Genomic DNA, 24,012 nt, shown 5'->3' with positions numbered 1-24,012 from the left:
AAGGTATCTTCACCGGCATCTCCGGCGGCGCCGCGCCTTCTCAGGCTTCGAACTGGCAGCTTGGCGTCGAGCGCGACAGCGCCGTTTCCTCGGCGTCCATCTCCGCCTCGATGCCATCGAAGAGCGGCGTCGACATGTAACGCTCGCCGGTATCGGGCAGCATGCACAGGATCACCGAGCCCGCCGGGGCCTTGCCCGCGATCTGCCGCGCGACGGCGAAGGTGGCGCCGCCGGAGATGCCGGTGAAGATACCTTCCTGCTGCGCCAGTGCCTTCGCCCATTTGATGCCATCGGGACCGGGGATCGGCACCACCTCGTCATAGTAGCGCCGGTCGATCGCTTCCTGCAGAACATTGGGGATAAAGTCCGGCGTCCAGCCCTGGATCGGATGCGGCTCGAAAGCCGGATGGCTGACGGCCGGCGCACCGCCGGCGCCGCGCTCCTGGGCCTTGCCGCTGCCGATCAGCTGCGCGTTCGCCGGCTCGGCCAGCACGATCTTCACCTCCGGCCGCTCGCGGCGCAGCACCCGGCCGACGCCGGCCACCGTGCCGCCGGTGCCGTAGCCGGTGACGAGCACGTCGAGACGCGACCCGGCGAAATCGTTGACGATCTCGCGGCCCGTGGTCGCCTCGTGGATGGCGGCATTGGCCTCGGTCTCGAACTGGCGCGCCAGGAACCAGCCATTAGCCTCGGCCAGCTCGACCGCTTTCTTATACATACCGAAGCCCTTCTGGGCGCGCGGCGTCAGCACCACCTTGGCGCCAAGCATGCGCATCAGCTTGCGGCGCTCGACGGAAAAGCTGTCGGCCATCGTCACCACAAGCGGGTAACCTTTCTGCGCGCAGACCATGGCAAGGCCGATGCCGGTGTTGCCGCTCGTCGCCTCGACCACCGTCTGGCCGGGCTTGAGCTTACCGCTGCGCTCGCCTTCCTCGATGATGTTGAGGGCCAGCCGGTCCTTTACCGAGGCCGCCGGATTGAAGAATTCGGCCTTTACATAGATCGTCGCGTGACCCGGCCCGAGATTGTTGATGCGGATGACCGGCGTGTCGCCGACCGTGTCGAGAATGCTATCGAATAGCCGGCCGCGCCCGGCCGTGGTCCTGATTTTCAACTGATGCAACATGCGGCTTTCTCCTCGATGTCCTCACGTGCCGGTTACAGACCGGCAGTTTTGGCGGCGCGGTTTCGACACCTGGCCGCGATAGGGTTTGCTCGACCTGCCGCATACGCGGCAACGGCGGCGTTCCGGCACGGAATGGGGCTGCCGGCTGCCTCCTGTCGTCTTTGGTGATAGAATATGGACCAACTGGTAAGCGTTGGAGAAAGCGTGGAAACATACGTGGAATCCACTCGACCGTGCATGGAAGGCAGCTCAGGCAGCCTTTCCGTGCGGTTGCTCGGGAAGCTGACGATCGCCCGTGACGGTGTGCCCGTCAGGCTCCCTTCCTCGCGCAAGCTGCGCGCGCTGCTCGCCTATCTGGCGCTGGCGCCCCACCCTGTCAGCCGCAGCCGTCTTTGCGAACTTCTCTGGGACGTGCCCAACGATCCGCGCGGCGAGTTGCGCTGGTGTCTGAGCAAGCTGCGTGCCGCGCTGGACGAACCGGGCTTGCGCCGGGTCGAGACGGAAGGCGACACCGTGGCGCTTCGCCTCGGCGGAGCGAGCGTCGATGCCGTCGAGGCCGCCGCAGCGGTGGCGGAAGGGATCGAGACGCTTCGCCTCGACCGTCTGCGGGCGCTTGCGCAACTGTTCGCCGGCGATTTTCTCGACGGGCTCGAGCTCGATCGCAGCCCGCATTTCGGCAGTTGGCTGACGGCGCAGCGCCGCCGTTTCAGTGCCTGCCATGTAGCGGTTCTGGAGCACATCATCAGTCTTGTCCCGCAGGGAGCCGATGAGGCCGGCGCCTATATCGACAAATGGCTGGAGCTTGCGCCCTTCGACGGCCGTGCCCATGTGGCGCTGCTGGAAAACCTGGCCCGGCGCGGACAGATCGGCGCCGGCGAGGAGCACCTTGCCACCGCGGCGGAGCTGTTTCACTCCGAAGAGCTGGATTTCACGCCGTTGCGTGAGGCGTGGCAGGAGATAAAAGCCCGCAATGCCAGCGCAACCCCATGCGCCCGATCCGGGCCGGCTTTCCCGCCCCCGGATCTGCCGGTCGCCGAGATCGAAACCGAACCGGCGGCGACGCGCCGGGCGTCGCTCGCGGTGATGCCGTTTGCGGAGAGCGCCGGCACTGGCGGCTTCCGTGGCGGACTGGCCGACGGCCTCACGCACGACATCATCACGCGGCTTGCCAAGCTTCGCGATTTCTTCGTCATCGCCCGTGGCTCGGTCTTTGCGCTCGCCGAGAAGAACATAGCGCCGGAAGACGCCGGACGCAGGCTGAATGTCGACTATGTCGCGACAGGCTCGGTGCGCAGCCTGCCGGGCCGGTTCATCGTCTCGGTCGAGCTTGTCGAGGTCCGCACGGCAAGGGTGGTCTGGGCCGAGACCTTCGAGCACAAGCCCGACGACATCTTCATCGTCAGCGAGAATATCGGCAACAGCATCGTCTCTTCCATCGCCGCCGAGATCGCGACGGTGGAGCGCAACCGCGCATTGCTGAAAGCGCCAAACTCGCTCAATGCCTGGGAGGCCTATCATCGCGGCCTCTGGCACATGTATCGCTTCACCCGCCAGGAAAACGAGCTGGCGCAGCATTTCTTCGGCGAGGCGCTGAAGCTGGACCCCACTTTCGCGCGCGCCCATGCCGGCATGTCGTTTACCCATTGGCAGAATGCTTTCCAGCGCTGGGGCGACCGCGATCGCGAAACCGCGCTTGCCTTCGAAAGCGCCGGCCAGAGTCTCTTGGTCGACGACCGCAACCCTGCCGCCCACTGGGCGATGGGCCGCGCGCTATGGCTGCGCGGCGAGCAGGACGGCGCGCTGCTGGAATTGGCGAATGCCGTCGATCTCAGCCCCAATTTCGCGCTCGGCCATTACGCGCTGTCCTTCGTCCATTCGCAGTCGGGCGATCCGCAATCGGCGATCGGCTCATCCGACCATTCGCGCCATCTCAGCCCCTTCGACCCGTTGCTGTTCGGCATGATGGGCGCGCGCGCCATGGCGCATGCGCGGCTCGGCGAATTCGACGCGGCGGCCGAATGGGCGCTGAAGGCGGCCGCAAGACCGAACGCCCATGTCATCATCCTGGCGATCGCCGCCCATTGCCTGGCACTGGCGGGCCGGCAGGACGAGGCGCGCAGCTTCGCAGCCAGGATCCGCAACACTTGGCCCGACTATCGCGCCGACGATTTCATCGCCACGTTTCGCTTCGACCGGGACGGGGAAGCCCTGTTCCGCAAGGGCGCCAAGCTGATCGGGCTGAATTGAGCCATTCAGCTTAATGCATCAGCGGGCCGCTGGCCTTCCGCCAGGCGTCGATGCCGCCCTGGATGTGGCGGGCACTGGCGATCCCGACATCCTGCGCCGCCTGCACCGCCATGGCCGAACGCTCGCCGAAGGCGCAATAGAACAGGATCTGCTTGCTCGTCGACTTCGCCAGTTCGTGCAGCATGCCGCCGGCGGCGATGTTCTCCTGCAGCCGCGCATAGGGCAGATGAATCGCGCCGGGGATGACGCCGTGGCGCTCGCGTTCGGATTGCTCGCGCAGGTCGATCAGCGCCACGTCGGGCCGCCCGACCAGCGCCAGCGCCTGCTCCGCGGTCACCGCCCAGCCGCGGCTGGCGATGTCATCCTGGTGCAGCCCGACCCGCATGTTGGCAGGCACGGCCACGTCCATCATTTTCGGGTTGGACAGATTGAGGTTGTTCATGATGTTCACATACTCATCGACCGACTTCACCTGCAGGCGCGGGTTGAAGGCCTTTTCCTCGCCGATCGTCGACACGGTCTCGCCCTTATAGTCATGCGCCGGGAAGATCAGCGTCTCATCGGGCAGCTTGAGCAGGCGGCCGAAGATCGATTCATATTGCTGGCGCGGATCGCCGTTCTGGAAGTCGGTGCGGCCGGTGCCGCGGATGAGCAGGGTGTCGCCGGTGAAGACCCGGTCCGGCAGGACGAAGCTGTAGGAATCGTCGGTATGGCCGGGCGTGTAGATCACGTCGAGCGCCAGCCCCTCGATCCCGAGCTTGTCGCCGTCGGCAAGCCGCATCGACACGACATCGGCCTTGGTCTGCTCGCCCATGACCGTCACGCAATGCGTTTTGTCACGCAACGCGCCAAGGCCGGTGATGTGGTCGGCATGAAGATGCGTATCCACCGCTTTGACCAGCCTGAGATCGAGTTCGTTGACCAGTTGCAGGTAGCGGTCGACCTTTTCCAGCACCGGATCGATGATCAGCGCCTCGCCGCCCCTGCGGCTGGCGAGCAGATAGGAATAGGTGCCCGAAACGGAATCGAACAGCTGACGGAAGATCATTCGCGCCCCCTTTCGCCTGACGCCGGCAGTCCGGCTGTCGGCCAGTTTAGAACAAGCACGAGGTGCCCGCCAGCGCGCGCACCTCAAGCTGCTCTAAAAGGCAAAACCTTATCGCCTCAGCACGGCGCTCAGCACGTCGCGAATGCCGATCGAGCCGACGAAACGCGAGCCTTCGTCGAACAGCGCCACCGGCGCCGTCTGCGAGCGGTGCATGGCGAGCATCACCGTTTTCAGCGGCGTGCCGGGATTGGCCCAGAACACCTGGGCGCCCTCCTCCGGCTGGCGCTCGACATCGGCGCAGGAGACCCACACCGCCGGCTTGCCGTCGCGCTCGGCGGCGGCCACAAGGCCGTGCTCGTCGATCTTGAAGCGCGTCGTCTTGCGCCGGTCGAGCCACACCCAGCCGTTGTCGCCCTGCTCCAGGTCGCGGCGGTCCCGCATGACGTTCCACGCCGTCAGCACCGACAACGGGTTCACATTGGCGATGAAGTCGCGGACATAGTCGTTGGCGGGCCTGAGCACGATGTCTTCCGGCGCGCCGGTCTGGACGATGCGGCCGCCCTCCATGATCGTGATGTGGCTGCCGATCTTCAGTGCCTCCTCAAGGTCGTGGCTGACGAAGATGATGGTCTTCTTCAGCTCCGCCTGGAGCTGCAGCAGCTCGTCCTGCAGCTTGGTGCGGATCAGCGGGTCGAGCGCCGAGAACGGCTCGTCCATCAAAAGGATCGGCGCTTCGGTGGCGAAGGCCCGGGCAAGGCCGACACGCTGCTGCATGCCGCCCGAAAGCTCATGGGCGTATTTCTTCGACCATTGGTCGAGATGGACAAGCTGCAGCTGCTTTTGCACCCGCGCCTTGCGTTCCGCCTCCGGCACGCCGGCAAGCTCCAGGCCGAAGCCGACATTTTCCTCGACTGTGCGCCACGGCAGCAGGCCGAACTGCTGGAACACCATGGCCACCTGCTTCTGCCGCAGCCGGCGCAAGGTCGTCTCGTCGCAGGTGACGACATCGACGATGCGGTCGCCGTCCTTGACCAGCACCTGGCCGCGCGACACGACGTTCAGCCGGTTGACGGCCCTGAGCAGCGTCGACTTGCCCGAACCGGACAGGCCCATCAGCACCGAGATCTCGCCTTCATGCACGGTGAGGCTGGCGCCGGCGCATCCGAGCACATTGCCGGTCTTTTCGAGGATCTCGGCACGCGTGGCGCCCTGGTCGATCAGCGCCAGCGAACCGGCCTGATCGGCGCCGAAGACGATGTCCACATTCTTGAAATCAACCGCGACGGTCATTTCTTGCCTCCAACGCCGATGCGGGTCATGCGGTCGAGCACGATGGCGAGCACGACGATGGCGAGGCCCGCCTCAAGCCCGAGATCGATGCGGCGCGAGCCGAGCGCGCGGTTGATTTCCGTGCCGAGGCCGCCGGCGCCGATCAGCGCGGCGAACACCACCATCGACAGCGACAGCATGATCGATTGCGTCAGGCCCGCCATGATGGTCGGCAGCGCCGAGGGCAGCTCCACCTTCCACAGAAGCTGGCGCTTGGTGGCGCCGAAGGCCTCGCCCGCTTCGATGATTGCCTTGGGCACGGAAACCACACCGAGATGGGTGAGCCGCACGGCCGTTGGGATCACGAAGATGATGGTGACGATGAGACCCGGCGCGTTGCCGAGGCCGAACAGGGTGAGCACCGGGATCAGGTAGACGAAGGTCGGCAGCGTCTGCATCAGGTCGAGCACCGGCAGCATGACGCGGTAGACCTTCGGTTTGTGCGCGGCCCAGATCCCGAGCGGCACGCCGATGGCCATCGCCATGGCGGCGGCGGCAACCACCAGCACCAGCGTCTGCACCGTCTGTTTCCACAGATTCTGGTTGATGATGAAGATCAGGCCGAGGAAGACGCCGATGGCAAGCGGCCGCGAACGCTGCAAGAGCCAGGCGATGATGGCGATGACCAACGCCAGCAGCACCGGCGGCACCATCAGCAGGAGGTTCACCGCCCCGTCGAGGATGAAGTTCAGCCCGTTTGAGAACGCCCGGAAGATGGTGTCGAAATTGTCGGTCAGGAAGCCGAAGAACGCCTTGCCCCATGGCCCGATCGGGATCTTGTAATCGGTCAGGAATTTAGAAATCGGATCCATCTTTCCCCTCTCGGCTTCGCCGCGCTTGCCGCACGGTCATCCTCTCACGTCTCCAGGCATATGAAAAAGGGCAGCCTCTTCAAGGGCTGCCCTTTTCCGGAATTATGCCGGTCCCAAGCGGATCAGCCCCCGAGCGCGGTCTTGACGGCCGCAGCCGCGTCGCCGCCGTCGAAGGTGGTGACGCCGGCGATCCAGGGCGTGATCGCGTCCGGATGCTTCTTCAGCCAGTCGGTCGCCACCGTCTGCGGGTCGCCACCTTTCAGGATCGCGTCCATCATCTCGCCTTCCATGTCGAGATTGAACTTCAGGTTGGCGATGAATTTGCCGGCGTTGGGGCATTCGGTGGTGTAGCCCTTGCGCACGATGGTGTAGACGGTGGCGGCGCCGAAACCGCTGTCGCCCATGCCGTCAAGATAGGTGATCTTCATGGCGCCCATCACTGGATGCGGCGTCCAGCCGAGGAAGGCGATCCACTCATTGTTCTTCATCGACTGCTCGGCCTGCGTCAGCATGCCGGCTTCCGAGGACTCGACCAGCTCGAAGCCGGCCAGATTGTCCTTCGGGTTCTTGATCATGTCGAGGATGATGCGGTTGCCGTCATTGCCGGCCTCGATGCCATAGATCTTGCCGTTGAACTTGTCCTTGAACTTGCCGAGATCGGTCAGCGTCTTGACGCCGGCGTCCGCGACATAGTTGGGCACGACGATGCCGTAGCCGGCGCCGGTCAGGTTGGTGCTGATCGTCTCGATCGAGCCCTCTTTGGTATAGTCCTTGATGTCATTGGTCATCGACGGCATCCAGTTGCCGAGGAAGACGTCGAGGTCCTTGTTCTTCAGCGAGGCCATGGTCACCGGCACCGAAAGCTGGATCGTCTGCGGCTCATAGCCGAGCGCGGTGAGCAGCACCGAGGCGAGCCCCGTGGTGGCCTGGATGTCGGTCCAGCCGACGTCGGAGAGCCGAACCGCCTTGCAGCTCGCCGGATCGCCGGCATAAGCGGCGGTCGTGGACAGAAGCGCCGCGAGGCCGAGGCCTGCGACGAAAGATTTCATACGTGACATGAACTTTTCTCCCATTAGAGTCCGAGGCGAAGCGAAGTCACGGTTCTTGCGCCCGCCTTGTTTCGTCAGCCAAACACCATTTTGAAGTTGTTTCAAGCGCTTCAACGTCGCGACGAACGGCGCGCGCTGGCCATTAAGCGACATGACAGGTTTTTGAACGACATCGGATTTTAGACGGCAAGGAGTTTTTGGTGGACGGAGCCGCAGGCCCTCTCCCCGTGCGCCGATATGTGAGCTTAGAAGGACGGCATGGCCAAGCTTTACTTCCACTACGCGACGATGAACGCCGGCAAGACGACCATGCTTTTGCAGGCGTCCTACAACTATCGCGAACGCGGCATGTCGACGATGCTGTTCGTCGCCGGCCACTATTGCAAGGGCGATAGCGGGCTGATCTCGTCGCGCATCGGCCTCGAAGCCGAGGCCGAGATGTTCCGCGACGGCGACGATCTTTATGCCAGGGTCGCCGAGCACCACCGGCATGCCCCGGTGCATTGCATCTTCGTCGACGAGGCGCAGTTCCTCGAGGAAGAGCAGGTGTGGCAGCTCGCCCGCATCGCCGACCGTCTGGACATTCCGGTCATGTGCTACGGCCTGCGCACCGATTTCCAGGGTAACCTGTTCTCCGGCTCGCGGGCGCTGCTCGCCATCGCCGACGACCTGCGCGAGGTGCGCACCATCTGCCGTTGCGGCCGCAAGGCGACGATGGTGGTGCGTCTGGGCTCCGACGGCAAGGTAGCGAAACAGGGGGAGCAGGTGGCGATCGGCAAGGACGTCTATGTTTCGCTCTGCCGCCGCCATTGGGAAGAGGAGATGGGCAGGGCGGCACCGGACGACTTCATCGGCTTTGTCGGCCCCTGAGCCGGAAGCTTTTTGGCTGCCGGGTGTCGGGTAGCCGGCTGCCACCTTCTTGCAGCCGCGCGATCTATGCTGCCCCTTGTTAAGGTCGGCGCTCTAATTTCCCGCCCAGCCAGAACCAGCCGGAGAACCCCTCAATGTTTCGAGCCATCACGCCCGCCGTCGTCTTGCTGTTCGCCGGCGGCCTTGCCGCGCATGCCGATGGCGATGCGGCACTGGGCAAGAAGGTCTTCAACCGCTGCATCGCCTGCCATGAGGCGGCGACGGATCGCGACAAGGTCGGCCCGCATCTCATGGGTGTCGTCGGCCGCAAGGCCGGCTCGGCGGAAAGTTTTCAGAGCCATTATTCGCAAGCCATGAAGGATGCCGGGGCCGCGGGCCTCGTCTGGGACGACGCCAGCCTCACCGAATATCTCAAGGCGCCCAAGCAGAAGGTTCCTGGCAACAGAATGGCCTTTACCGGCCTGACCAGCGATGACGACATCGCCAACGTGATTGCCTATCTCAAGGCCGACCCCAAGCCCTGATCGGCGTTGGAAGAAACCGGTATTGCCGCCGGCGCAACAGCAATTCCAGAAAGTGTGAGCGGTTTTCCGTCCGGAATTGCGCAAAAACAAAGAGATAGAGGGGTTTGCCGTTTCCGGGAAACGGTGAACCGCTCTAGAGATTTGCCGGCGCTGTTTCATCGCTTTGGGTGTCTGCAAAAACAATAACTTAAGGCATATAGGCTGAAGCCGTTCGACGGCAGCGCGCATTACTGGACACCATGCGCATGCTTGCCTTGTCTTTCAAGGGGCTGATCAATTCTTTTGTTTTGACGCCTCTCCTTGTCTTCCTTCTTTCAATCCCTTGAGGCCCCACATATATTCGCCGCCACGACACGGAAAACGCATGCCGAAGCGGGAGGCCCCAATGGCGACATTGCAGAATTTCGATGCCGAGATTGCCAAGACCAAGCAGGTCGTGCAGGACATGCGCACCAAGATCGAGCAGTCCGGCACCGTGCTCGACACGCTCGCCCAGGCCGACAAGAAGATCGGCGACGCCAATTTCGACATTGAGAACGCCCGCATCGAGGACGTGCTCAAGCAGCAGAAGGTCATGGAAGGCAACATCGCCGACCTGATCATTGGGCTTGAGGACGCCACCAACGTCTTCGGCGCCGAGTTCGAGAGCATGAAGAATTACACCGGCTGGGAAAATTTCGTCGGCATCTTCTCGGCGCAGCGCAAGCAGCGCATGCGCACCGACCGTGTCCGCAACATGTCCCTGGCCGGCAATCTGCAGGAGCTTCTGGCGAAGTCGGATACCATCGTCGGCATCCTGAAGGCGCAGAAGCAGGTCCTCGACCAGCGCTACAAGACATCCGAAACCAGCCTGTCGCAGGTGATCGAGCGCCGCAAGACGACCATGTCCAACCTCGAGGCGGTGCAGAAGCGCATCGAGGAATTGAACCCTCTGCTGCTCGACATCGAAAACAAGATCGCCTCCTCCACGACCCAGAAGGAGCGCACCGAGCTCGAGGGCGAGCGCTCGAAAATGGCGACCGAATACAACGAAAAGCAGGCCAAGGAGCAGGAGCTGCTGGCCGAAAGCCAGACGCTGGAACGTTACACCTCGATGTTCCAGACATTTGTGGATTCCCTTAACAACCAGATCGCCGCGCAGGCGACGCTGATCAACAAGCTCACCATCGACACCGAGCAGCGCATCGTGCTGTACAAGGCGCTGGAAGACTCGCTGAAGACCGCCGCCCAGCAGGACGTCGCCCACAAGATCAACACGCTGGGCAGCCAGGTCGACAACACTGCCGAGGAGACGATGGCCGGCATCGGCGCCGCGGCACAGAAGCACATCGGCGATCTGCTCGAGATGCACGAGAAGAACATGGTCGCCACCGCCGACATCCAGCGTCGCAAGAAGCTCGCCGACGATGCCTTCGCCCGTCGTTTCGACGAGGTGATGAAGAAGCACAACGCCGCCAACTACGTGCAGCAGTAGGCGTGCCGGCATTTTCGTCCAGGGCAGTGCCATGATCCCCGAAAATGATGCGGCGGCGCGCTACTTCTCCGCGATCAGGGCGGCCTTGAGCGGCCTCGAAGTGTTCATGCGCGACGACCGCTCGCCGCTCTACCGGCACGGCATCGTCGCCAAGGTCGTCGCCGAATACATCGCCCGCCTGGACAAATCCTTTTCCTGCTGGCGCAACCGGCTGGGTTTCATGGACACTTTCCGGATTTCGCGCGCCGACAGCGGCTATCCGGTCTTCCAAAACCTGCTCGAACTGGAGAACGACCGCCAGCAGGCCGATGCTCGCCTGGCCAACATCCCGCAGGCCGGTGAGCTGCGCGAGGAAATGGCCGACTTCATCCTACGGCATAAGGAATTTCCCGCCGCACTGCAGAAGTCGATGGCCGAGCGGCTCTATCTGGAGGGCGTCAAGAGCGAGGCGACCTTCGCTCCCTTCATTCTGGCGCAGACCGCCAAGGTCTCGGTCAATCCGAAGACCATGCGGCCCTATTATCTCGTCCACTGGGCGACGTTCGACGGCAGCGCCAACCTGCCGCTGGTCTATATGGTGACTGTGGAGGACTCCTCCGAAAGCATGGTGCGCCAGCTGGTCGACGTGAACGGCAAGCTGAACGAGAAGGTCGATATCCCGCTGCCCGTCGACGGCCTGCTCAACCCTGAGCTTGCGCACCGCTTCGATGACTTCACCGAGAAGAACTCGGCCTACGCGCTCTCGCCGGCGACGATCGCCGTCAATCTCGATAAAGATTTCGAGCCGCTGCATCCCAAGCAATTGCGGCGCGTCGTGCTCGGACCCTTCTACTCGGCCGGCATCACCGACAACAATTCGACGGTGGCCGAGGTGCTGGCCAAGGTGCGCAAGCCGGAGAACGCCTGGCTCTTGACCTGGACCATCCAAGAGGTCTTTTCGAAGGCGGAGAAACCCGGCCGCAAGGGCCTGTTTTCCAGCGAGAAGACGACGCAGGAATTCTTCATCAACACCGACGACCTTGAAGCGGCGCGCCAGGGCGTGTCGAGCTACGAGAACCACGCGCTGATCCCGCACGAGGCCTATCAGGCGCTCTATGCCGCAGGCGAGGCGCAGAAGATCTTTTCGGGCTACAAGGTCCACATTCTGTCCAAGGGGCAGGTCATCAGCGACGTCTGATTTCAACCGCGGAGCATCCTTCATGGACACCGGGCTGACCACGATTTCGGAAGCGGCAATCGAAAAGCACCGCGCGACCGCGCAGAGCTTCATCACCCGCATTGTCGTGCTGGAGGACCCCTCGCGCGAATCCGGCACCGCGCTTGCCGGCACCAACCGCCGCTTCGTCTCCACCGTGTCGGTCGGCTCGGTGCGGCGCACGCGCGAGGTCGAGCTCACCAAGACGGTTGCCGCGATCCATCCCGACGACCAGTTGATGACGATCCCGCAGCACACGCTGCTCTACCGCGCCCGGCGCGGCCTGGCGATCGCGCTCGCGATATCCGATATTTTCGCCGAGGGTTCCGACCTTGAAAGCCTGCAGGCAAAAAACGCCCGCGCGCCGCTGGAAGGCGACGAGGCAGCCACCTTCAAGAAGCTTTTGTCTGCGTCGGCTTACGTCTCCGCCTTCAGTTTCGCCTCCTATTTGTTCCAGCTGATCGACAGCGACGGCGAGGCGCCGAACGACATCCCCGAGCCCGACTTCCTGTTCGACACGCCTCAGGATGCCGTGAAGTCGATCGTCGCCGGACTCGACAAGGCGGTCGCAGGTTCGAAGGATGACGCCGATCTGGCGACACGGGCGCGTGCCTTTGCCCGCGTCGCCATCGACGGCCTTCTTGCGCGCAAAGGCCGCTTCGACGGCATCGGGCCGTTCGAGAACGCCCATATCCGCATCGATGTCGACGACTTCACCCTCGACGGCTTCGACGTCGCGCCGGGCAAACGCTCCAAGCCGCTGGTGATGACCTTCAAGAAGCCGGAAGAGGTGGTCGGCAACCACATCGCCAAATACCAGTCGGTCAAATTGGCCAAGATGCTGATGGCCTATGATTTCGAGCGCGAGCTGAACCCCTTCGTCGAGCTCGGCGGCTTTCTTTTCACCTTCATCGGCGACGGCGCGCCGGGCACCGGCAAGACGACGCTGATCCAGATGATCGCCGGCCTCGTCAACGGCTACTGCCAGGTCGCCGGTTATCCCTTCATCTATGAGAATTTCGGCGTCGACCAGATTTCGTCCTATCAGGGCAAGTCGGGCCAGAATTGCCGCCAGTTCATCAACAATGTGCTCAACCCGCGCGTCATCGGCTTCGGCACCATCGACGACATCGACCAGGTGGCGGCGCGCCGTTCCGACGACCGGGCATCGGCCGGCCAACAGGAGATCACCGGCGTGCTGATGGACGCTTTCGCCGGAGCCTCGACGGTCGTGCGCGGCAATTGCTCCTTCGGCATGTTCTCCAACTATCCCGAAAATGTCGACGATGCGCTGCGCCAGCGCGCCGGCGCGCGCTGGCTGGTCGACGGCCCGCAGACCCGCGACGACTATATCGACATCTTCGTGCTGCTTGCCGGCAAGAACCATAAGATACCGCTTGGGCCGCACGAGCTCTATGCCGCGCAGGAAATCCAGCGCGCCGTGGCCGAGGCTTATGAAGAGCATGAGAAGCCGCAGGAAGACGGGCTGATGAAGGTCTATGAGCGCTACATGAAGCAGAATGGCGCGCCGAAAACGATGGCCGACATCGGGACCTACCTGCACATGATCAAGGACGCCGAACCGCGCTTCACCGGCCGCGCCATCAAGAACGTCACCGACGCCATCAAGATGCGCGCCATGGACATCGAGCTGCCGGACGACTGGTTCGAGAAGCCGGAAGCCTTCATGCACAAAAGCTATGACGACAAGAAGGCGATGATCGAGGAACTGCGCGGGCCGTTCTCGATGGATATGGTCATGCAGGAGATCAACCGCTACGCCGATTCCGAATTCCGCTATTCCGATAAGTCCGACGATGCCGCGGTGGAGAAGCTTCTGCGCGACGCCAGGCTGCGCGAGAGAGCAGCGCGCGAGATGGAGGAGCTGAAGAAGAAGGGGCAGTGGAATGCGTGAAGCGCGCCTTCCCCTGGTCCCCTTGTGGGAGAAGGACAGGTGAAGAAAAAACCCGACCTTCTGCGCGACAACGAGCTGATCTACGGCCGCCTGCTGACCGTGGACGAGCCGCATCTTATCCAGCGCTACAACAAGGCGCTTGCCGCCTTCGGCCTGGAACCCACCAAGGTGAAAAGCTTCCAGATCGACCGCACCGGCTTTTCGCCCGAGATCGCCGAAGAGTGCGGCGACTACGATTATCTCGATCCCAACGAGGTCAATCGACGCTTCATCATCCTGACGCCGTCGCAGATCGACCTGCCGGTGGTGCACACCGCCTTCTCCAACACCTCGCAGCTGATGTTCGAGTTCATGTCGAAGAACCAGCGCGCCATCGACGCGCTGACCATCAAGGACGTGATCTACGGCGAGATCGAGGACTCGGTTCCTAAGGTCAACGACATCGAGGACCTGCTGTCGATCAACCAGGTCGAGTTCAGGGTCTTGTCGGCCGAGGATGTGCTCGGTAAGGCGGCCGAGCTCGGCAAGCTGGTCGACCGGTTGAAGCAGGAGCCCGACGCCTGGCGCGACAATGCCATGCTGCAGCGCATGGTCGATCTTGCCAAGGTCTGCGGCGACATACGCGAGAATGCGCTGGTGCCGGACCAGGTGATCTTCCGCCACAACGCTTACTGGACCAGCCATTTCGGCGGGCTCTATGTCTTCGTCGACCCCGATATGACGACGGTGATCAGCGACCCGGCCGCCCCCGGCTTCCGCCGCTCGCGGCCCTGGCAGGTGAGCTATCTATCGATCAACGACGCCGACAAGGTGTTCCGCTTCCTGGCCGCCACCGGCCGCCTCGACCTGCCGCGCGCCTCATGGATCGAGGCTTCCGGCTATCTCGAGCACCGCGCCGAGATGATCGTGCGCGCACTGATCCGCGACGCCGAGCCCAATCGCAATCTGACCGATGTCGACAAGGTCTGGCTGCAGACCTGGATTCATGGCCATGCCGACCTGATTGCCAGCGACGGCAATTTCCCGTTCCTCAATGCCGCCAAGCGTGAGATCGCCCAGTTCGGCCATCTCAAGATCGAGGATGTGCCGCCGCGCCAGCGCTTCCTGGTCGTGCGCGCCAAGCCCGATCATCCCGACGCCTGGCTGACCAACCAGCTGATCTCGGATTTCGTGCCGCAGGACTTCGTCTCGCGCTACGTCTTCAACAAGCCCGGTTTCTACAAGGACTATGACGGCTTCAGCGACGCCTGGCGAAGCCATGTTGTGGACGTTCTGAAAACCACATATTTGAAGGACAAGGCAGCGTTCCGCGCGCGCCTTTACGGATTGACTGACTAGAGCATGATCCCGAAAAGTGGGAACCGGTTTTCGGAGGAGATCATGCTCTAACAAAGAGTTAGATCAGGATGGCGTTTCATTGAAACGTCGTCCTGATCTAGAGCAATTCCACGAAAAGTGTGGGCGGTTTTCCGCCCGGAATTGCGCCAAAACAAAGGGTTAGGGCAGATCGCCGTTTCCCTTGAAACGGTGAAATGCTCTAAGGGGGTGACGAGAGCCATGCTTGACCCGATCGTGAATTTCTTCACCCGGATCTTCCAATGGATCGGCCGCGGCATCGGCTTTGTCATCGGCGTCATCCTGTGGCCGTTCATGTGGGTCGGCCGCTGGTACGGCCAGCGCGGCTGGATCCTCAAGGCGGTGGTCGGCCTTGCCCTGCTGGTGCTGATCGGCCTCTACGCCAACTTCTTCTACGCCACCCAATGGTGGAGCAATTTCAACCCGAACTATCCCGACAGCTACACGTTCGAGAAGCGCAACGTTTCGGCCGGCGAACAGGTTTCGGCCGGCAGCGGCACCGACACGGCCAAGACCTGCGGCAACTCGGCAATCGCCCAGGTTGCCGCTGATCTGACGGACTTCAACGTCAACCAGAATGCCTGGATCTCGTCGATGATCCTCTACAAGCTCGGTCTGTTCGGCATCAACTGGGACAACACGCCGTGGATGGACAACAAGGCCTCCTTCCAGCGCGGCATCAACCAGGCGGTGCGGCGCACCGCGACCGAGCTTGCCGACAATCTCGGCCGTGTGCGCACGACCTCGCAGATCGACGCCGACCTCCAGGATGCGCGTGGCAATCTGCAGTTCGATGAATACACCTGGTATTTCGGCCTGAATCCCTTCGGGCCCAAGACGCCGACGCCGAGCTATTACCGCGACGCCGTGCGCAAGCTACGGTCCTTCAATGCACGCCTGGCCTCCTGCCAGGCCACGTTCGACGCCCGCGCCGACAATCTCAAGCAATATATCGACCGTATCGCTTCGGATATCGGCTCGACCTCGGCCATCCTCAAGGAACGCGCCGAGAACCACAATGACGGCTGGTTCGACTTCCGCGCCGACGACCGCTTCTGGTTCGCCTATGGCCAGCTTTACGCCTATTACGGCCTGATGAAGGGCGCCCAGGCCGATTTCGAGGACGTGATCAAGGAGAAGCACCTGCAGAACCTGTGGGATACGATGGACCAGCAATTCGTATCGGCGCTGCGCATCCAGCCCTTCATCATCGCCAATGGCCGCGAGGATGGCTGGCTGTTGCCGACGCATCTGACCACGATGGGCTTCTACATCCTGCGCGTGCGCTCCAACATGGTCGAGATCAGCAACGTGCTCACGCAGTAGCGGCGTCTCGAGGCGACAGGGCGATGGCGGATTTGCGCCGTTGCCGCTGTCGCTTTTCGCGCATTAGGCGGCTGTTTTGAGACGGCGGAGCGGCACCCGCTCTGGCTTCTATACGCCGCAACGACCGGGCCCGGAATGACTACCTTGAAGAGGCCGGCGACAGGACACTCTTTCTTAACAGGAAACATAGTTGCATGGAAGTTGACGCCGCGACAGCGACAGGGTTACATGCCCTTACGTCCGGGCGGCGTTTCGACCATGCACGAATGATCGAACCCCTCCCCTCCACCGCCTACTCCAGAGGAAAGCCGCCATGGCCGAAGTGAAGTCCGACATCGAGATCGCGCGCGCCGCCAACAAAAAACCGATCCAGGAGATCGGCGCCAAGATCGGCATCCCCTACGAGCACCTTTTGCCTTACGGTCACGACAAGGCGAAGGTCTCGGCCGAGTTCATCAAATCGGTGAAGAACAACAAGGACGGCAAGCTGATCCTCGTCACCGCCATCAACCCGACGCCGGCCGGCGAAGGCAAGACGACGACCACGGTCGGCCTCGGCGACGGTTTGAACCGCATCGGCAAGAAGGCGGTCGTGTGCATCCGCGAAGCCTCGCTCGGCCCGAATTTCGGCATGAAGGGCGGTGCGGCCGGCGGCGGCCTCGCCCAGGTCGTGCCGATGGATGACATGAACCTCCACTTCACCGGCGACTTCCACGCCATCACCACCGCCCACAACCTGCTTTCGGCGCTGATCGACAACCACATCTACTGGGGCAACGAGCTCGGCATCGACATTCGCCGCGTCGCCTGGCGCCGCGTCATGGACATGAATGATCGCGCCCTTCGCGAGATCATCTGCTCGCTGGGCGGCGTCGCCAACGGCTTCCCGCGTGAGGCCGGCTTCGACATCACCGTCGCCTCCGAAGTGATGGCGATCCTGTGCCTCGCGACCGACCTCAAGGACCTCGAGAAGCGCCTCGGCGACATCATCGTCGCCTACCGTCGCGACAAGTCGCCGGTCTATGCCCGCGACCTCAAGGCCGACGGCGCCATGGCGGTGCTTTTGAAGGACGCCATCCAGCCCAATTTGGTGCAGACGCTGGAGAACAACCCGGCCTTCGTGCATGGCGGCCCGTTCGCCAACATCGCGCATGGCTGCAACTCGGTCGTCGCCACCACGACGGCACTCAAGCTTGCCGACTATGTCGTCACCGAAGCCGGCTTCGGCGCCGACCTCGGTGCCGAAAAATTCTTCGACATCAAGTGCCGCAAGGCGGGCCTGAAGCCGGCGGCGGCCGTCATCGTCGCCACAGTGCGCGCCATGAAGATGAATGGCGGCGTCAAGAAGGAAGACCTCGGCAAGGAAAACATCGAGGCGGTGAAGAAGGGCTGCCTCAACCTTGGCCGCCACATCGAGAATGTGAAGCAGTTCGGCGTGCCGGCGGTGGTGGCGATCAACCACTTCACCACCGACACCGAGGCTGAGATCCAGGCGATGAAGGACTTCGTCAAGGCGCAAGGCGCCGAGGCGATCCTGTGCAAGCACTGGGCGCAGGGCTCGGCCGGCATCGAGGACCTCGCCCGCAAGGTGGTCGAGATCGCCGAATCCGGCGCCTCGCAGTTCTCGCCGCTCTATCCGGACGAGATGCCGCTGTTCGACAAGGTCAACACCATCGTCAAGCGCATCTACCGTGGCGACGAGGCGATCGCCGACAAGTCGATCCGCGACCAGCTGCATGCCTGGGAACAGGCCGGCTACGGCAACCTGCCGGTCTGCATGGCCAAGACCCAGTACTCGTTTTCGACCGACCCGAACCTGCGCGGTGCGCCGACCGGCCACACCGTGCCGGTGCGTGAGGTCAGGCTCTCGGCCGGCGCCGGCTTCGTCGTCATCATCTGCGGCGAGATCATGACCATGCCGGGCCTTCCCAAGTCGCCGTCCTCGGAAAAGATCTTCCTCAACGAGCAGGGTCAGATCGAAGGCCTGTTCTAGACGGCGGTAGAGTTGAGATAAGGGGCGCCGCGGCAACCGCGGCGCCCTTTTCCACTCCCGAGTTCGGCTTGGCTAAGCCGCGTTGCGCTTGAGCGCCCGCTGGTTCGATGCATAGATCGTGTCGCGCTCCGGCAGCTTCCCGGTCTTCAGGCAATCGATCCATTCGGCGGTCTTCAGCACCGCGGCGAAGCGCGATTGCAGAACCACGCTCACCACCCGGTGTATGTCCTCGGCCGACGCGTAGCCGGCACTGTTGGCGTAAGGCACCGAGCCGCTGGCATCCGAAAGGAACTCGACGGCAAAGCCCATATGCACAGCGTGGATGATGGTCGACAGATCGCAATTGTGGGTCATATAGCCGACGACCGCTATCGTATCGATGGCGTTGGCGCGCAACCAGTCTTCGAGATCCGTGCCGGTGAAGGCCGAAGGCAGCGTCTTCTCGACATAGTGGTCGCGGCCGCGCCCGGCGATCTCGGCATGCAGCGAGCCGCCATGACTGCCCTTGGCGAAGATCGGCGACGTCTCGGGCGCCATCTGCTTGACGACGACGATCTTGATGCCGGCCGCCGCAGCCGCATCCATTGCGCGCGCAACATTGGCGACGGTCTCGGAGAAGGGCGGATGCTGGATGGCGAGATTGCCGCCGTCATAGTCGTTCTGGACATCGACGACGACAAGCGCGCGGCGCGGCTGGGTGGCAGGTGCTGACATGGCGGTTTCCTTTCGACCGGTTGATGGCACAAAGCTAGGCGGATGCTACAGGTCGAGAAAGTGGCCCGATTGACATCAATCGAAAGAATTGGGACATTCGGCTTTCAATAGAACGAAGCCTGCCATGAAGAACCCGATCATCGCCACTGTCGCTTTCGACGGCATCAGTCCGTTCCACCTCTCCGTACCGTGCCTTGTTTTCGGCGCCGATCGAACGAAGCTTGGGCTGCCGCGCTTCGACTTCCGCGTCTGCGCGATGGAGGAGGGACCCATTCATACCGATGCGGGGCTGACCATCGTCGTGCCGCATAGGCTTTCGGCGCTCGACGAGGCCGACATCGTCATCATCCCGAGCTGGAAGGATCTCGAGGATCCTTTGGCCGCGCCGTTCAAGGATGCTCTGCAGCGCGCGCATCGGCGCGGCGCGCTGATCGTTGGCTTGTGCCTCGGCACCTTCGCCATCGCCGGCGCCGGATTGCTTGCCCGGCGCAGGGCGACCACCCACTGGGCCTACACGGATCGGTTGCAGAAGATTCACCCCGACATCGCGGTCGACGCCGACGTGCTCTATGTCGACGAGGGCGACATCATAACCTCGGCCGGCGTCGCCGCCGGGCTCGACTGCTGCCTCCACATCGTGCGCGCCCGCTATGGCGCAGAGGCGGCGCTGCGGCTTGCCCGCCATGTCGTGCTCTCGCCGCACCGGCAGGGCGGGCAGGCGCAGTTCATCGAGCGCCCGCTCGCGCCGACGCCGAACGCCGACCGCTTCGCCAAGGCCCTCGATGAGGTGCGGGCATTGCTCGGCGAAGCCCACAGCCTGGACAGTGTCGCCGAAGCAGCGGGCCTTACCCGCCGCACCTTCACGCGCCGCTTCCAGAAGTCGATCGGCACCAGTTTCGGCGACTGGCTTGCCGACCAGCGCGTCGCGCTGGCGCAAAGGCTGCTGGAGCAGACGGACAAATCGATGGACATCGTGGCCTTCGAAGCCGGCTTTGGCAGCGCCACCTCGCTGCGCCAGCATTTTGCCGCTCGGCTCAGGACCTCGCCGAGGCAATACCGGCGCGAGTTTTCGAGAGGCACCCAGGTGCCAGGCGGGCTCAGCCTCTTGTAACGGCCCGCGCCGGATTGCCAACCACCGTCATGTTCGCCGGCACGTCGCGGGTCACCACCGCGCCCGCGCCGACGATGGCGCCCTCGCCGATGCTGACGCCGGCGAGGATCACCGCGCTGCCGCCGATCCAGGCGTTGTCGCCGATCGTCACTGGTTTTGCGATCTCCAGCCCGGCCAGTCGGCCGGTGGCTTCACGATGATGTTCGGCGCAGTAGATCTGCACATTGGGGCCGAGCAACGTGCCCTTGCCGATACGCACCGGCGCGGTATCGAGGATGGTGCAGCCGGCATTGAGGAAGACGCCCTCGCCGAGGAACAGGTTGAAGCCATAGGCGCAATGGAACGGCGCCTCGATGCGCGCGCCCTCGCCCGCGCCGCCGAGCAGCGCCCGCAAGGCGGGAGCGATATCGCCGCGCTGCCGGGGCGGCAGGCCGTTGTGCTCGAACACCGCATCGCTCGCGGTGACGCGAAATGCCTCCAGCTCATCGTCGATGCAGGTGTACCACTCGCCCGCCGCCATCTTCATGCGCTCGCTTGTCGTCATGGCGATACCTCCGGATTTTCGTCTGCTGCCGAAGCATAGTCGCCAAAGCATAATAGATTGTCAGACAAAGCCGCATGGCCAAACGCCTGGCTTGTGTTAGCCTGCCGTTGCGAGACATGCGACGGTCTCAGGTTGCGGGGGGTCGATCATGCTTTTCATTTTTGCACTGCTGATAGGCGTCGTTACCGGCTTGCGGGTCGGAACGGCGCTTGCGGTCACCGCCTGGGGCGCATGGCTCGGCTGGCTACCGGTCGGAGGCACCTGGGCGAGCTTCATGGGCCACTGGATCGCCGTCGGCATCTTCACCGTCCTGGCCGTCGTCGAGCTCATCACCGACCAGCTGCCGTCGACGCCGAGCCGCAAGGTGCCGCCGCAATTCGGCGCCCGCATCGTCGTCGGCGCCTTCTGCGGCGCGCTCATCGGAGCGGCCGCCGGCTCGACCATCGGCGGCGTGATCGCCGGCGCCATCGGCGCGGTGATCGGCACGCTCGGCGGCGCGGAAGCACGTGCGAGACTGGCCGCTGCCTTCGGCAAGGATCCGCCCGCCGCCTTCATTGAAGATGCGGTGGCCATCATCGGCGGCCTGCTCATTGTGGCGGCGGTCGCATGAGCGCAAAGAGCTTCGACGCGATCGTCATCGGCGCCGGCCAGGCCGGGCCGCCGCTGGTCGGCCGGCTCGAGGCCGCCGGCATGAAGGTCGCGCTGATCGAGCGCAAGTTCATCGGCGGCACCTGCGTCAACACCGGCTGCATGCCGACCAAGGCGATGGTGGCGAGCGCCTATGCCGCGCATCTCGCCCGCCGCGCCGCCGACTACGGCGTCGCGCTCTCAGGCCCCGTTGGCGTGGACTACAAACGCATCAAGGCGCGCAAGGACAAGGTCACCGACGACGCCCGCGGCAATCTCGAAAAATGGATCGCCGGCATGAAGGGCTGCACGCTTTATCGCGGCCACGCGCGTTTCGTCAGCGCCGACACGGTGCGCGTCGGTGACGAACTGCTCACCGCGCCGAAGATCTTCCTCAACACCGGCGGCCGCGCCTCGGTGCCCGACCTGCCCGGCGTCGACGACGTGCCCTACCTCACCAATTCCTCGATGATGGATCTCGATGTGCTGCCCAGCCATCTGATCGTCGTCGGCGGCAGCTACGTCTCGCTCGAATTCGCGCAGATGTTCCGTCGCTTCGGCTCCGAGGTCACGGTGATCGAGAAGGCGCCGCGGCTGACCGGGCGCGAGGATGAGGACACGTCCGCGGCCATCCTGTCCATCCTCGAAAACGAAGGCATCGCCGTCCATGTCGGCGCGGACAATATCGCCTTTGCCAGGCAAGGCAACGGGATCGCCGTCACCTTCTCCGCAGGCAAGCCGGCGGCGGTCGGCTCGCATGTGCTGTTGGCGCTGGGGCGCACGCCCAACACCGACGATCTCGGCCTCGACAAGGCCGGCGTCGCGGTCGACCAGCGCGGCTACATCCTTGTCGACGACCAGCTGCGCACCAACGTGCCCGGCATCTGGGCGATGGGCGACTGCAACGGCAAGGGCGCCTTCACACACACCTCCTACAACGACTTCGAGATCGTCGCCGCCAATCTGCTCGACAATGATCCGCGCAAAGTCAGCGACCGCATCGAAGCCTATGCGCTCTATATTGACCCGCCGCTCGGACGCTGCGGCATGACGGAAGCCGCGGTGAAGAAATCCGGCCGCCGCGCGCTCGTCGGACAGCGGCCGATGACGCGTGTCGGCCGCGCGGTCGAGAAGGGCGAAACGCAGGGCTTCATGAAAATCCTCGCCGATGCCGATACCGGGGAAATCCTCGGCTGCTCGGTGCTCGGCCCGGGCGGCGACGAGGCAATCCACTCAGTGCTCGACCTCATGTACGCCAAGGCGCCGATCTCGACGCTGGCGCGCGCCATGCATATACACCCGACCGTCTCGGAGCTGCTGCCGACCATCGCCCAGGAGCTCAAGCCGCTGGTCTGACGTCCGCCGTCGCGGTCGCCTCGCCGAAAGCTCCCCGATTTCTGCATTGCTGCGTTGCAGCAATGGCGCTTGCGCGTCGGCATGTCTGCGGACAGTCTCGATTTTGAACCGATTCAGTCCGGATATCCCATGCCGCTGCCGATCCTAGCGCTCGCCATTGCATCCTTCTGCATCGGCACCACGGAATTCGTCATTATGGGCCTGCTGCCGGAAGTGGCGGCAGATCTCGGCGTCTCGATCCCCTCCGCCGGCCTGCTAGTCACCGGCTATGCGCTGGGCGTCGTCTTCGGCGCGCCGATCGTGGCCATGGCAACCGCCCGCCTGCCGCGCAAGCCGGTGCTTGTCGGCCTCGCCGCCCTCTTCGTCATCGGCAATCTCTTCTGCGCCATCGCGCCGAACTATTGGCTCTTGATGGCCGCACGCGTCTTCACCGCCTTCGGCCACGGCGCCTTCTTCGGCATCGGCTCGGTGGTTGCGGCGAGTCTCGTGCCGCGCAACAAGCGGGCGAGCGCGATTGCGCTGATGTTCGCCGGCCTGACGCTGTCCAACATCCTCGGCGTTCCAGCCGGCACGGCGCTAGGCGAAGCCTTCGGCTGGCGCGCCACTTTCCTCGCCGTCGTCGGCATCGGTCTCATCTCGGTCGCGGCCATCGCCTGGCTGGAGCCGTCGGATGTCGCGGAACCCAGCGGCGGCGGCCTGGTGGGCGAGCTTCGCGTGCTCGGCAAGCTGCAGGTCTGGCTGGCGATGCTGATCGCCTCGCTCGCCTCCGCCAGCCTGTTCGCCGTCTTCACCTATATCAAGCCTTACCTCACCGGCGTCTCCGGCCTGTCGACGGCAACCGTCACCTGGGTGCTGCTCTTGTTCGGCGCCGGCATGACCATCGGCAACATCATCGGCGGCAGGCTGGCGGACTGGAAGCTGATGCCGACTGTGATCGCTACGCTGCTCGCCATGGCGCTGCTGTTCGTCGTCTTCACGGAGCTCGGCGCCATGGCAAGCGTGGCCGTGGCGATCGTCTTCCTTTGGGGCATGCTGATCTTCATCGTCGTGCCGCCCTTGCAGATCCGCGTCGTCGAGGCGGCTGCCGAAGGACCGAACCTGGCCGCCACGCTCAACCAGGGCGCCTTCAATGTCGGCAATGCCGGCGGCGCCTGGATCGGCGGCCTTGCAATCTCCTGGGGCGTGTCTTACGCCAACCTGCCGCTGGTGGGCGCGGCGCTTGCGCTTCTGGCTGTCGCTGTGGCCGTGCTGTCGCAGGCGCTCGACAGCCGAACAGTCCTGCAGCCGCAGCCGGCGGAATAAGGCTCGGCGTCTTCGCCGCAGCAGACTCGGCGCCTTCGCCGTAGCCACCCTGCCCCGACAGTGGCGGCCGCTGGACCAATCGACAGCTCGATCG

The 24,012-nt window shown here is 63.7% G+C and carries 20 protein-coding genes; 13 read left to right on the top strand and 7 right to left on the bottom strand.

The window, feature by feature from the left end; genetic code table 11:
• Positions 1-40: 40 nt before the first annotated feature.
• Positions 41-1,126, bottom strand: coding sequence for a PLP-dependent cysteine synthase family protein (locus P9273_RS13180; RefSeq protein WP_040996933.1), 1,086 nt, complete (start codon positions 1,124-1,126; stop codon positions 41-43).
• A gap of 237 nt (positions 1,127-1,363) precedes the next feature.
• Between P9273_RS13180 and P9273_RS13175 the strand changes: the two genes are divergently transcribed.
• Positions 1,364-3,373 (top strand): transcriptional regulator, encoded by a 2,010-nt coding sequence (locus tag P9273_RS13175; protein WP_278049523.1) that lies wholly within the window; start codon positions 1,364-1,366, stop codon positions 3,371-3,373.
• A gap of 10 nt (positions 3,374-3,383) precedes the next feature.
• On the opposite strand, the gene P9273_RS13170 is transcribed toward P9273_RS13175, so the two are convergent.
• From P9273_RS13170 to choX, 4 genes are all read right to left on the bottom strand, one after another.
• Positions 3,384-4,421 (bottom strand): MBL fold metallo-hydrolase, encoded by a 1,038-nt coding sequence (locus P9273_RS13170; protein ID WP_278049311.1) that lies wholly within the window; start codon positions 4,419-4,421, stop codon positions 3,384-3,386.
• 108 nt (positions 4,422-4,529) lie between these two features.
• Positions 4,530-5,711: a choline ABC transporter ATP-binding protein gene (gene choV / locus P9273_RS13165; protein ID WP_278049310.1), complete on the bottom strand. Its 1,182-nt coding sequence runs from the start codon at positions 5,709-5,711 to the stop codon at positions 4,530-4,532.
• Entirely contained in the window at positions 5,708-6,562 is an 855-nt protein-coding gene (gene choW, locus P9273_RS13160) for a choline ABC transporter permease subunit (RefSeq protein ID WP_040996939.1), read from the bottom strand. Before choW ends, choV begins: the two co-directional genes overlap by 4 nt.
• A 122-nt stretch (positions 6,563-6,684) precedes the next feature.
• On the bottom strand, positions 6,685-7,620 hold the full coding sequence (gene choX, locus P9273_RS13155) for a choline ABC transporter substrate-binding protein (protein ID WP_278049309.1): 936 nt from the start codon (positions 7,618-7,620) through the stop codon (positions 6,685-6,687).
• A gap of 249 nt (positions 7,621-7,869) precedes the next feature.
• On the opposite strand from choX, the gene P9273_RS13150 reads away from it, so the two are divergent.
• From P9273_RS13150 to P9273_RS13115, 8 genes are all read left to right on the top strand, one after another.
• Complete coding sequence (locus P9273_RS13150) at positions 7,870-8,481, top strand: thymidine kinase (RefSeq protein WP_278049308.1); 612 nt, start codon at positions 7,870-7,872, stop codon at positions 8,479-8,481.
• 134 nt (positions 8,482-8,615) lie between these two features.
• Positions 8,616-9,005 (top strand): c-type cytochrome, encoded by a 390-nt coding sequence (locus P9273_RS13145; RefSeq protein WP_278049307.1) that lies wholly within the window; start codon positions 8,616-8,618, stop codon positions 9,003-9,005.
• A 385-nt stretch (positions 9,006-9,390) separates the two neighbouring features.
• Complete coding sequence (locus tag P9273_RS13140; RefSeq protein ID WP_278049306.1) at positions 9,391-10,479, top strand: hypothetical protein; 1,089 nt, start codon at positions 9,391-9,393, stop codon at positions 10,477-10,479.
• Positions 10,480-10,510: 31 nt separating this feature from the next.
• On the top strand, positions 10,511-11,656 hold the full coding sequence (locus P9273_RS13135) for a hypothetical protein (protein ID WP_040996946.1): 1,146 nt from the start codon (positions 10,511-10,513) through the stop codon (positions 11,654-11,656).
• Between the two features lie 22 nt (positions 11,657-11,678).
• Entirely contained in the window at positions 11,679-13,589 is a 1,911-nt protein-coding gene (locus P9273_RS13130) for an AAA family ATPase (RefSeq protein ID WP_278049305.1), read from the top strand.
• A 39-nt stretch (positions 13,590-13,628) separates the two neighbouring features.
• Positions 13,629-14,927 (top strand): DUF6638 family protein, encoded by a 1,299-nt coding sequence (locus tag P9273_RS13125; protein ID WP_278049304.1) that lies wholly within the window; start codon positions 13,629-13,631, stop codon positions 14,925-14,927.
• Positions 14,928-15,146: 219 nt separating this feature from the next.
• A complete protein-coding gene (locus tag P9273_RS13120) occupies positions 15,147-16,271 on the top strand; it encodes a DUF2333 family protein (RefSeq protein WP_278049302.1) in 1,125 nt (374 codons plus the stop codon).
• A 313-nt stretch (positions 16,272-16,584) separates the two neighbouring features.
• A complete protein-coding gene (locus P9273_RS13115; RefSeq protein WP_278049301.1) occupies positions 16,585-18,264 on the top strand; it encodes a formate--tetrahydrofolate ligase in 1,680 nt (559 codons plus the stop codon).
• Positions 18,265-18,336: 72 nt separating this feature from the next.
• On the opposite strand, the gene P9273_RS13110 is transcribed toward P9273_RS13115, so the two are convergent.
• Positions 18,337-18,978, bottom strand: coding sequence for a cysteine hydrolase family protein (locus P9273_RS13110; protein WP_278049300.1), 642 nt, complete (start codon positions 18,976-18,978; stop codon positions 18,337-18,339).
• 124 nt (positions 18,979-19,102) lie between these two features.
• Here P9273_RS13110 and P9273_RS13105 point away from each other — a divergent pair, with 124 nt between their 5' ends.
• Positions 19,103-20,089, top strand: a complete 987-nt coding sequence (locus tag P9273_RS13105) for a helix-turn-helix domain-containing protein (RefSeq protein ID WP_278049298.1) — start codon at positions 19,103-19,105, stop codon at positions 20,087-20,089.
• Here P9273_RS13105 and P9273_RS13100 read toward each other — a convergent pair.
• Positions 20,076-20,633, bottom strand: a complete 558-nt coding sequence (locus tag P9273_RS13100; RefSeq protein ID WP_278049297.1) for a sugar O-acetyltransferase — start codon at positions 20,631-20,633, stop codon at positions 20,076-20,078. The two genes, P9273_RS13105 and P9273_RS13100, sit on opposite strands and share 14 nt — an antisense overlap.
• A 148-nt stretch (positions 20,634-20,781) precedes the next feature.
• Between P9273_RS13100 and P9273_RS13095 the strand changes: the two genes are divergently transcribed.
• The 3 genes from P9273_RS13095 to P9273_RS13085 all read left to right on the top strand — a co-directional run bounded on the left by P9273_RS13095 (position 20,782) and on the right by P9273_RS13085 (position 23,918).
• Positions 20,782-21,243, top strand: coding sequence for a DUF4126 domain-containing protein (locus P9273_RS13095; protein ID WP_278049296.1), 462 nt, complete (start codon positions 20,782-20,784; stop codon positions 21,241-21,243).
• Positions 21,240-22,616 (top strand): FAD-containing oxidoreductase, encoded by a 1,377-nt coding sequence (locus tag P9273_RS13090; protein ID WP_278049294.1) that lies wholly within the window; start codon positions 21,240-21,242, stop codon positions 22,614-22,616. The genes P9273_RS13095 and P9273_RS13090 overlap by 4 nt, the downstream gene beginning before the upstream one ends.
• Before the next feature lie 129 nt (positions 22,617-22,745).
• Positions 22,746-23,918: an MFS transporter gene (locus P9273_RS13085; RefSeq protein WP_278049293.1), complete on the top strand. Its 1,173-nt coding sequence runs from the start codon at positions 22,746-22,748 to the stop codon at positions 23,916-23,918.
• Positions 23,919-24,012 lie beyond the last annotated feature (94 nt).

The sequence above is a fragment of the Mesorhizobium sp. WSM4935 genome, assembly GCF_029625735.1.
Classification (GTDB): Bacteria; Pseudomonadota; Alphaproteobacteria; order Rhizobiales; family Rhizobiaceae; genus Mesorhizobium.
The sequence above is the reverse complement of the archived record's forward strand: the minus strand, read 5'-3'. Positions and strand labels throughout refer to the sequence as shown.

Coding starts and splice junctions, on each gene's coding strand:
- P9273_RS13180 (WP_040996933.1), bottom strand. CDS start 1,126: ATGTTGCATCAGTTGAAAATCAGGACCACGGCCGGGCGCGGCCGGCTA.
- P9273_RS13175 (WP_278049523.1), top strand. CDS start 1,364: ATGGAAGGCAGCTCAGGCAGCCTTTCCGTGCGGTTGCTCGGGAAGCTG.
- P9273_RS13170 (WP_278049311.1), bottom strand. CDS start 4,421: ATGATCTTCCGTCAGCTGTTCGATTCCGTTTCGGGCACCTATTCCTAT.
- choV (WP_278049310.1), bottom strand. CDS start 5,711: ATGACCGTCGCGGTTGATTTCAAGAATGTGGACATCGTCTTCGGCGCC.
- choW (WP_040996939.1), bottom strand. CDS start 6,562: ATGGATCCGATTTCTAAATTCCTGACCGATTACAAGATCCCGATCGGG.
- choX (WP_278049309.1), bottom strand. CDS start 7,620: ATGTCACGTATGAAATCTTTCGTCGCAGGCCTCGGCCTCGCGGCGCTT.
- P9273_RS13150 (WP_278049308.1), top strand. CDS start 7,870: ATGGCCAAGCTTTACTTCCACTACGCGACGATGAACGCCGGCAAGACG.
- P9273_RS13145 (WP_278049307.1), top strand. CDS start 8,616: ATGTTTCGAGCCATCACGCCCGCCGTCGTCTTGCTGTTCGCCGGCGGC.
- P9273_RS13140 (WP_278049306.1), top strand. CDS start 9,391: ATGGCGACATTGCAGAATTTCGATGCCGAGATTGCCAAGACCAAGCAG.
- P9273_RS13135 (WP_040996946.1), top strand. CDS start 10,511: ATGATCCCCGAAAATGATGCGGCGGCGCGCTACTTCTCCGCGATCAGG.
- P9273_RS13130 (WP_278049305.1), top strand. CDS start 11,679: ATGGACACCGGGCTGACCACGATTTCGGAAGCGGCAATCGAAAAGCAC.
- P9273_RS13120 (WP_278049302.1), top strand. CDS start 15,147: ATGCTTGACCCGATCGTGAATTTCTTCACCCGGATCTTCCAATGGATC.
- P9273_RS13115 (WP_278049301.1), top strand. CDS start 16,585: ATGGCCGAAGTGAAGTCCGACATCGAGATCGCGCGCGCCGCCAACAAA.
- P9273_RS13110 (WP_278049300.1), bottom strand. CDS start 18,978: ATGTCAGCACCTGCCACCCAGCCGCGCCGCGCGCTTGTCGTCGTCGAT.
- P9273_RS13105 (WP_278049298.1), top strand. CDS start 19,103: ATGAAGAACCCGATCATCGCCACTGTCGCTTTCGACGGCATCAGTCCG.
- P9273_RS13100 (WP_278049297.1), bottom strand. CDS start 20,633: ATGACGACAAGCGAGCGCATGAAGATGGCGGCGGGCGAGTGGTACACC.
- P9273_RS13095 (WP_278049296.1), top strand. CDS start 20,782: ATGCTTTTCATTTTTGCACTGCTGATAGGCGTCGTTACCGGCTTGCGG.
- P9273_RS13090 (WP_278049294.1), top strand. CDS start 21,240: ATGAGCGCAAAGAGCTTCGACGCGATCGTCATCGGCGCCGGCCAGGCC.
- P9273_RS13085 (WP_278049293.1), top strand. CDS start 22,746: ATGCCGCTGCCGATCCTAGCGCTCGCCATTGCATCCTTCTGCATCGGC.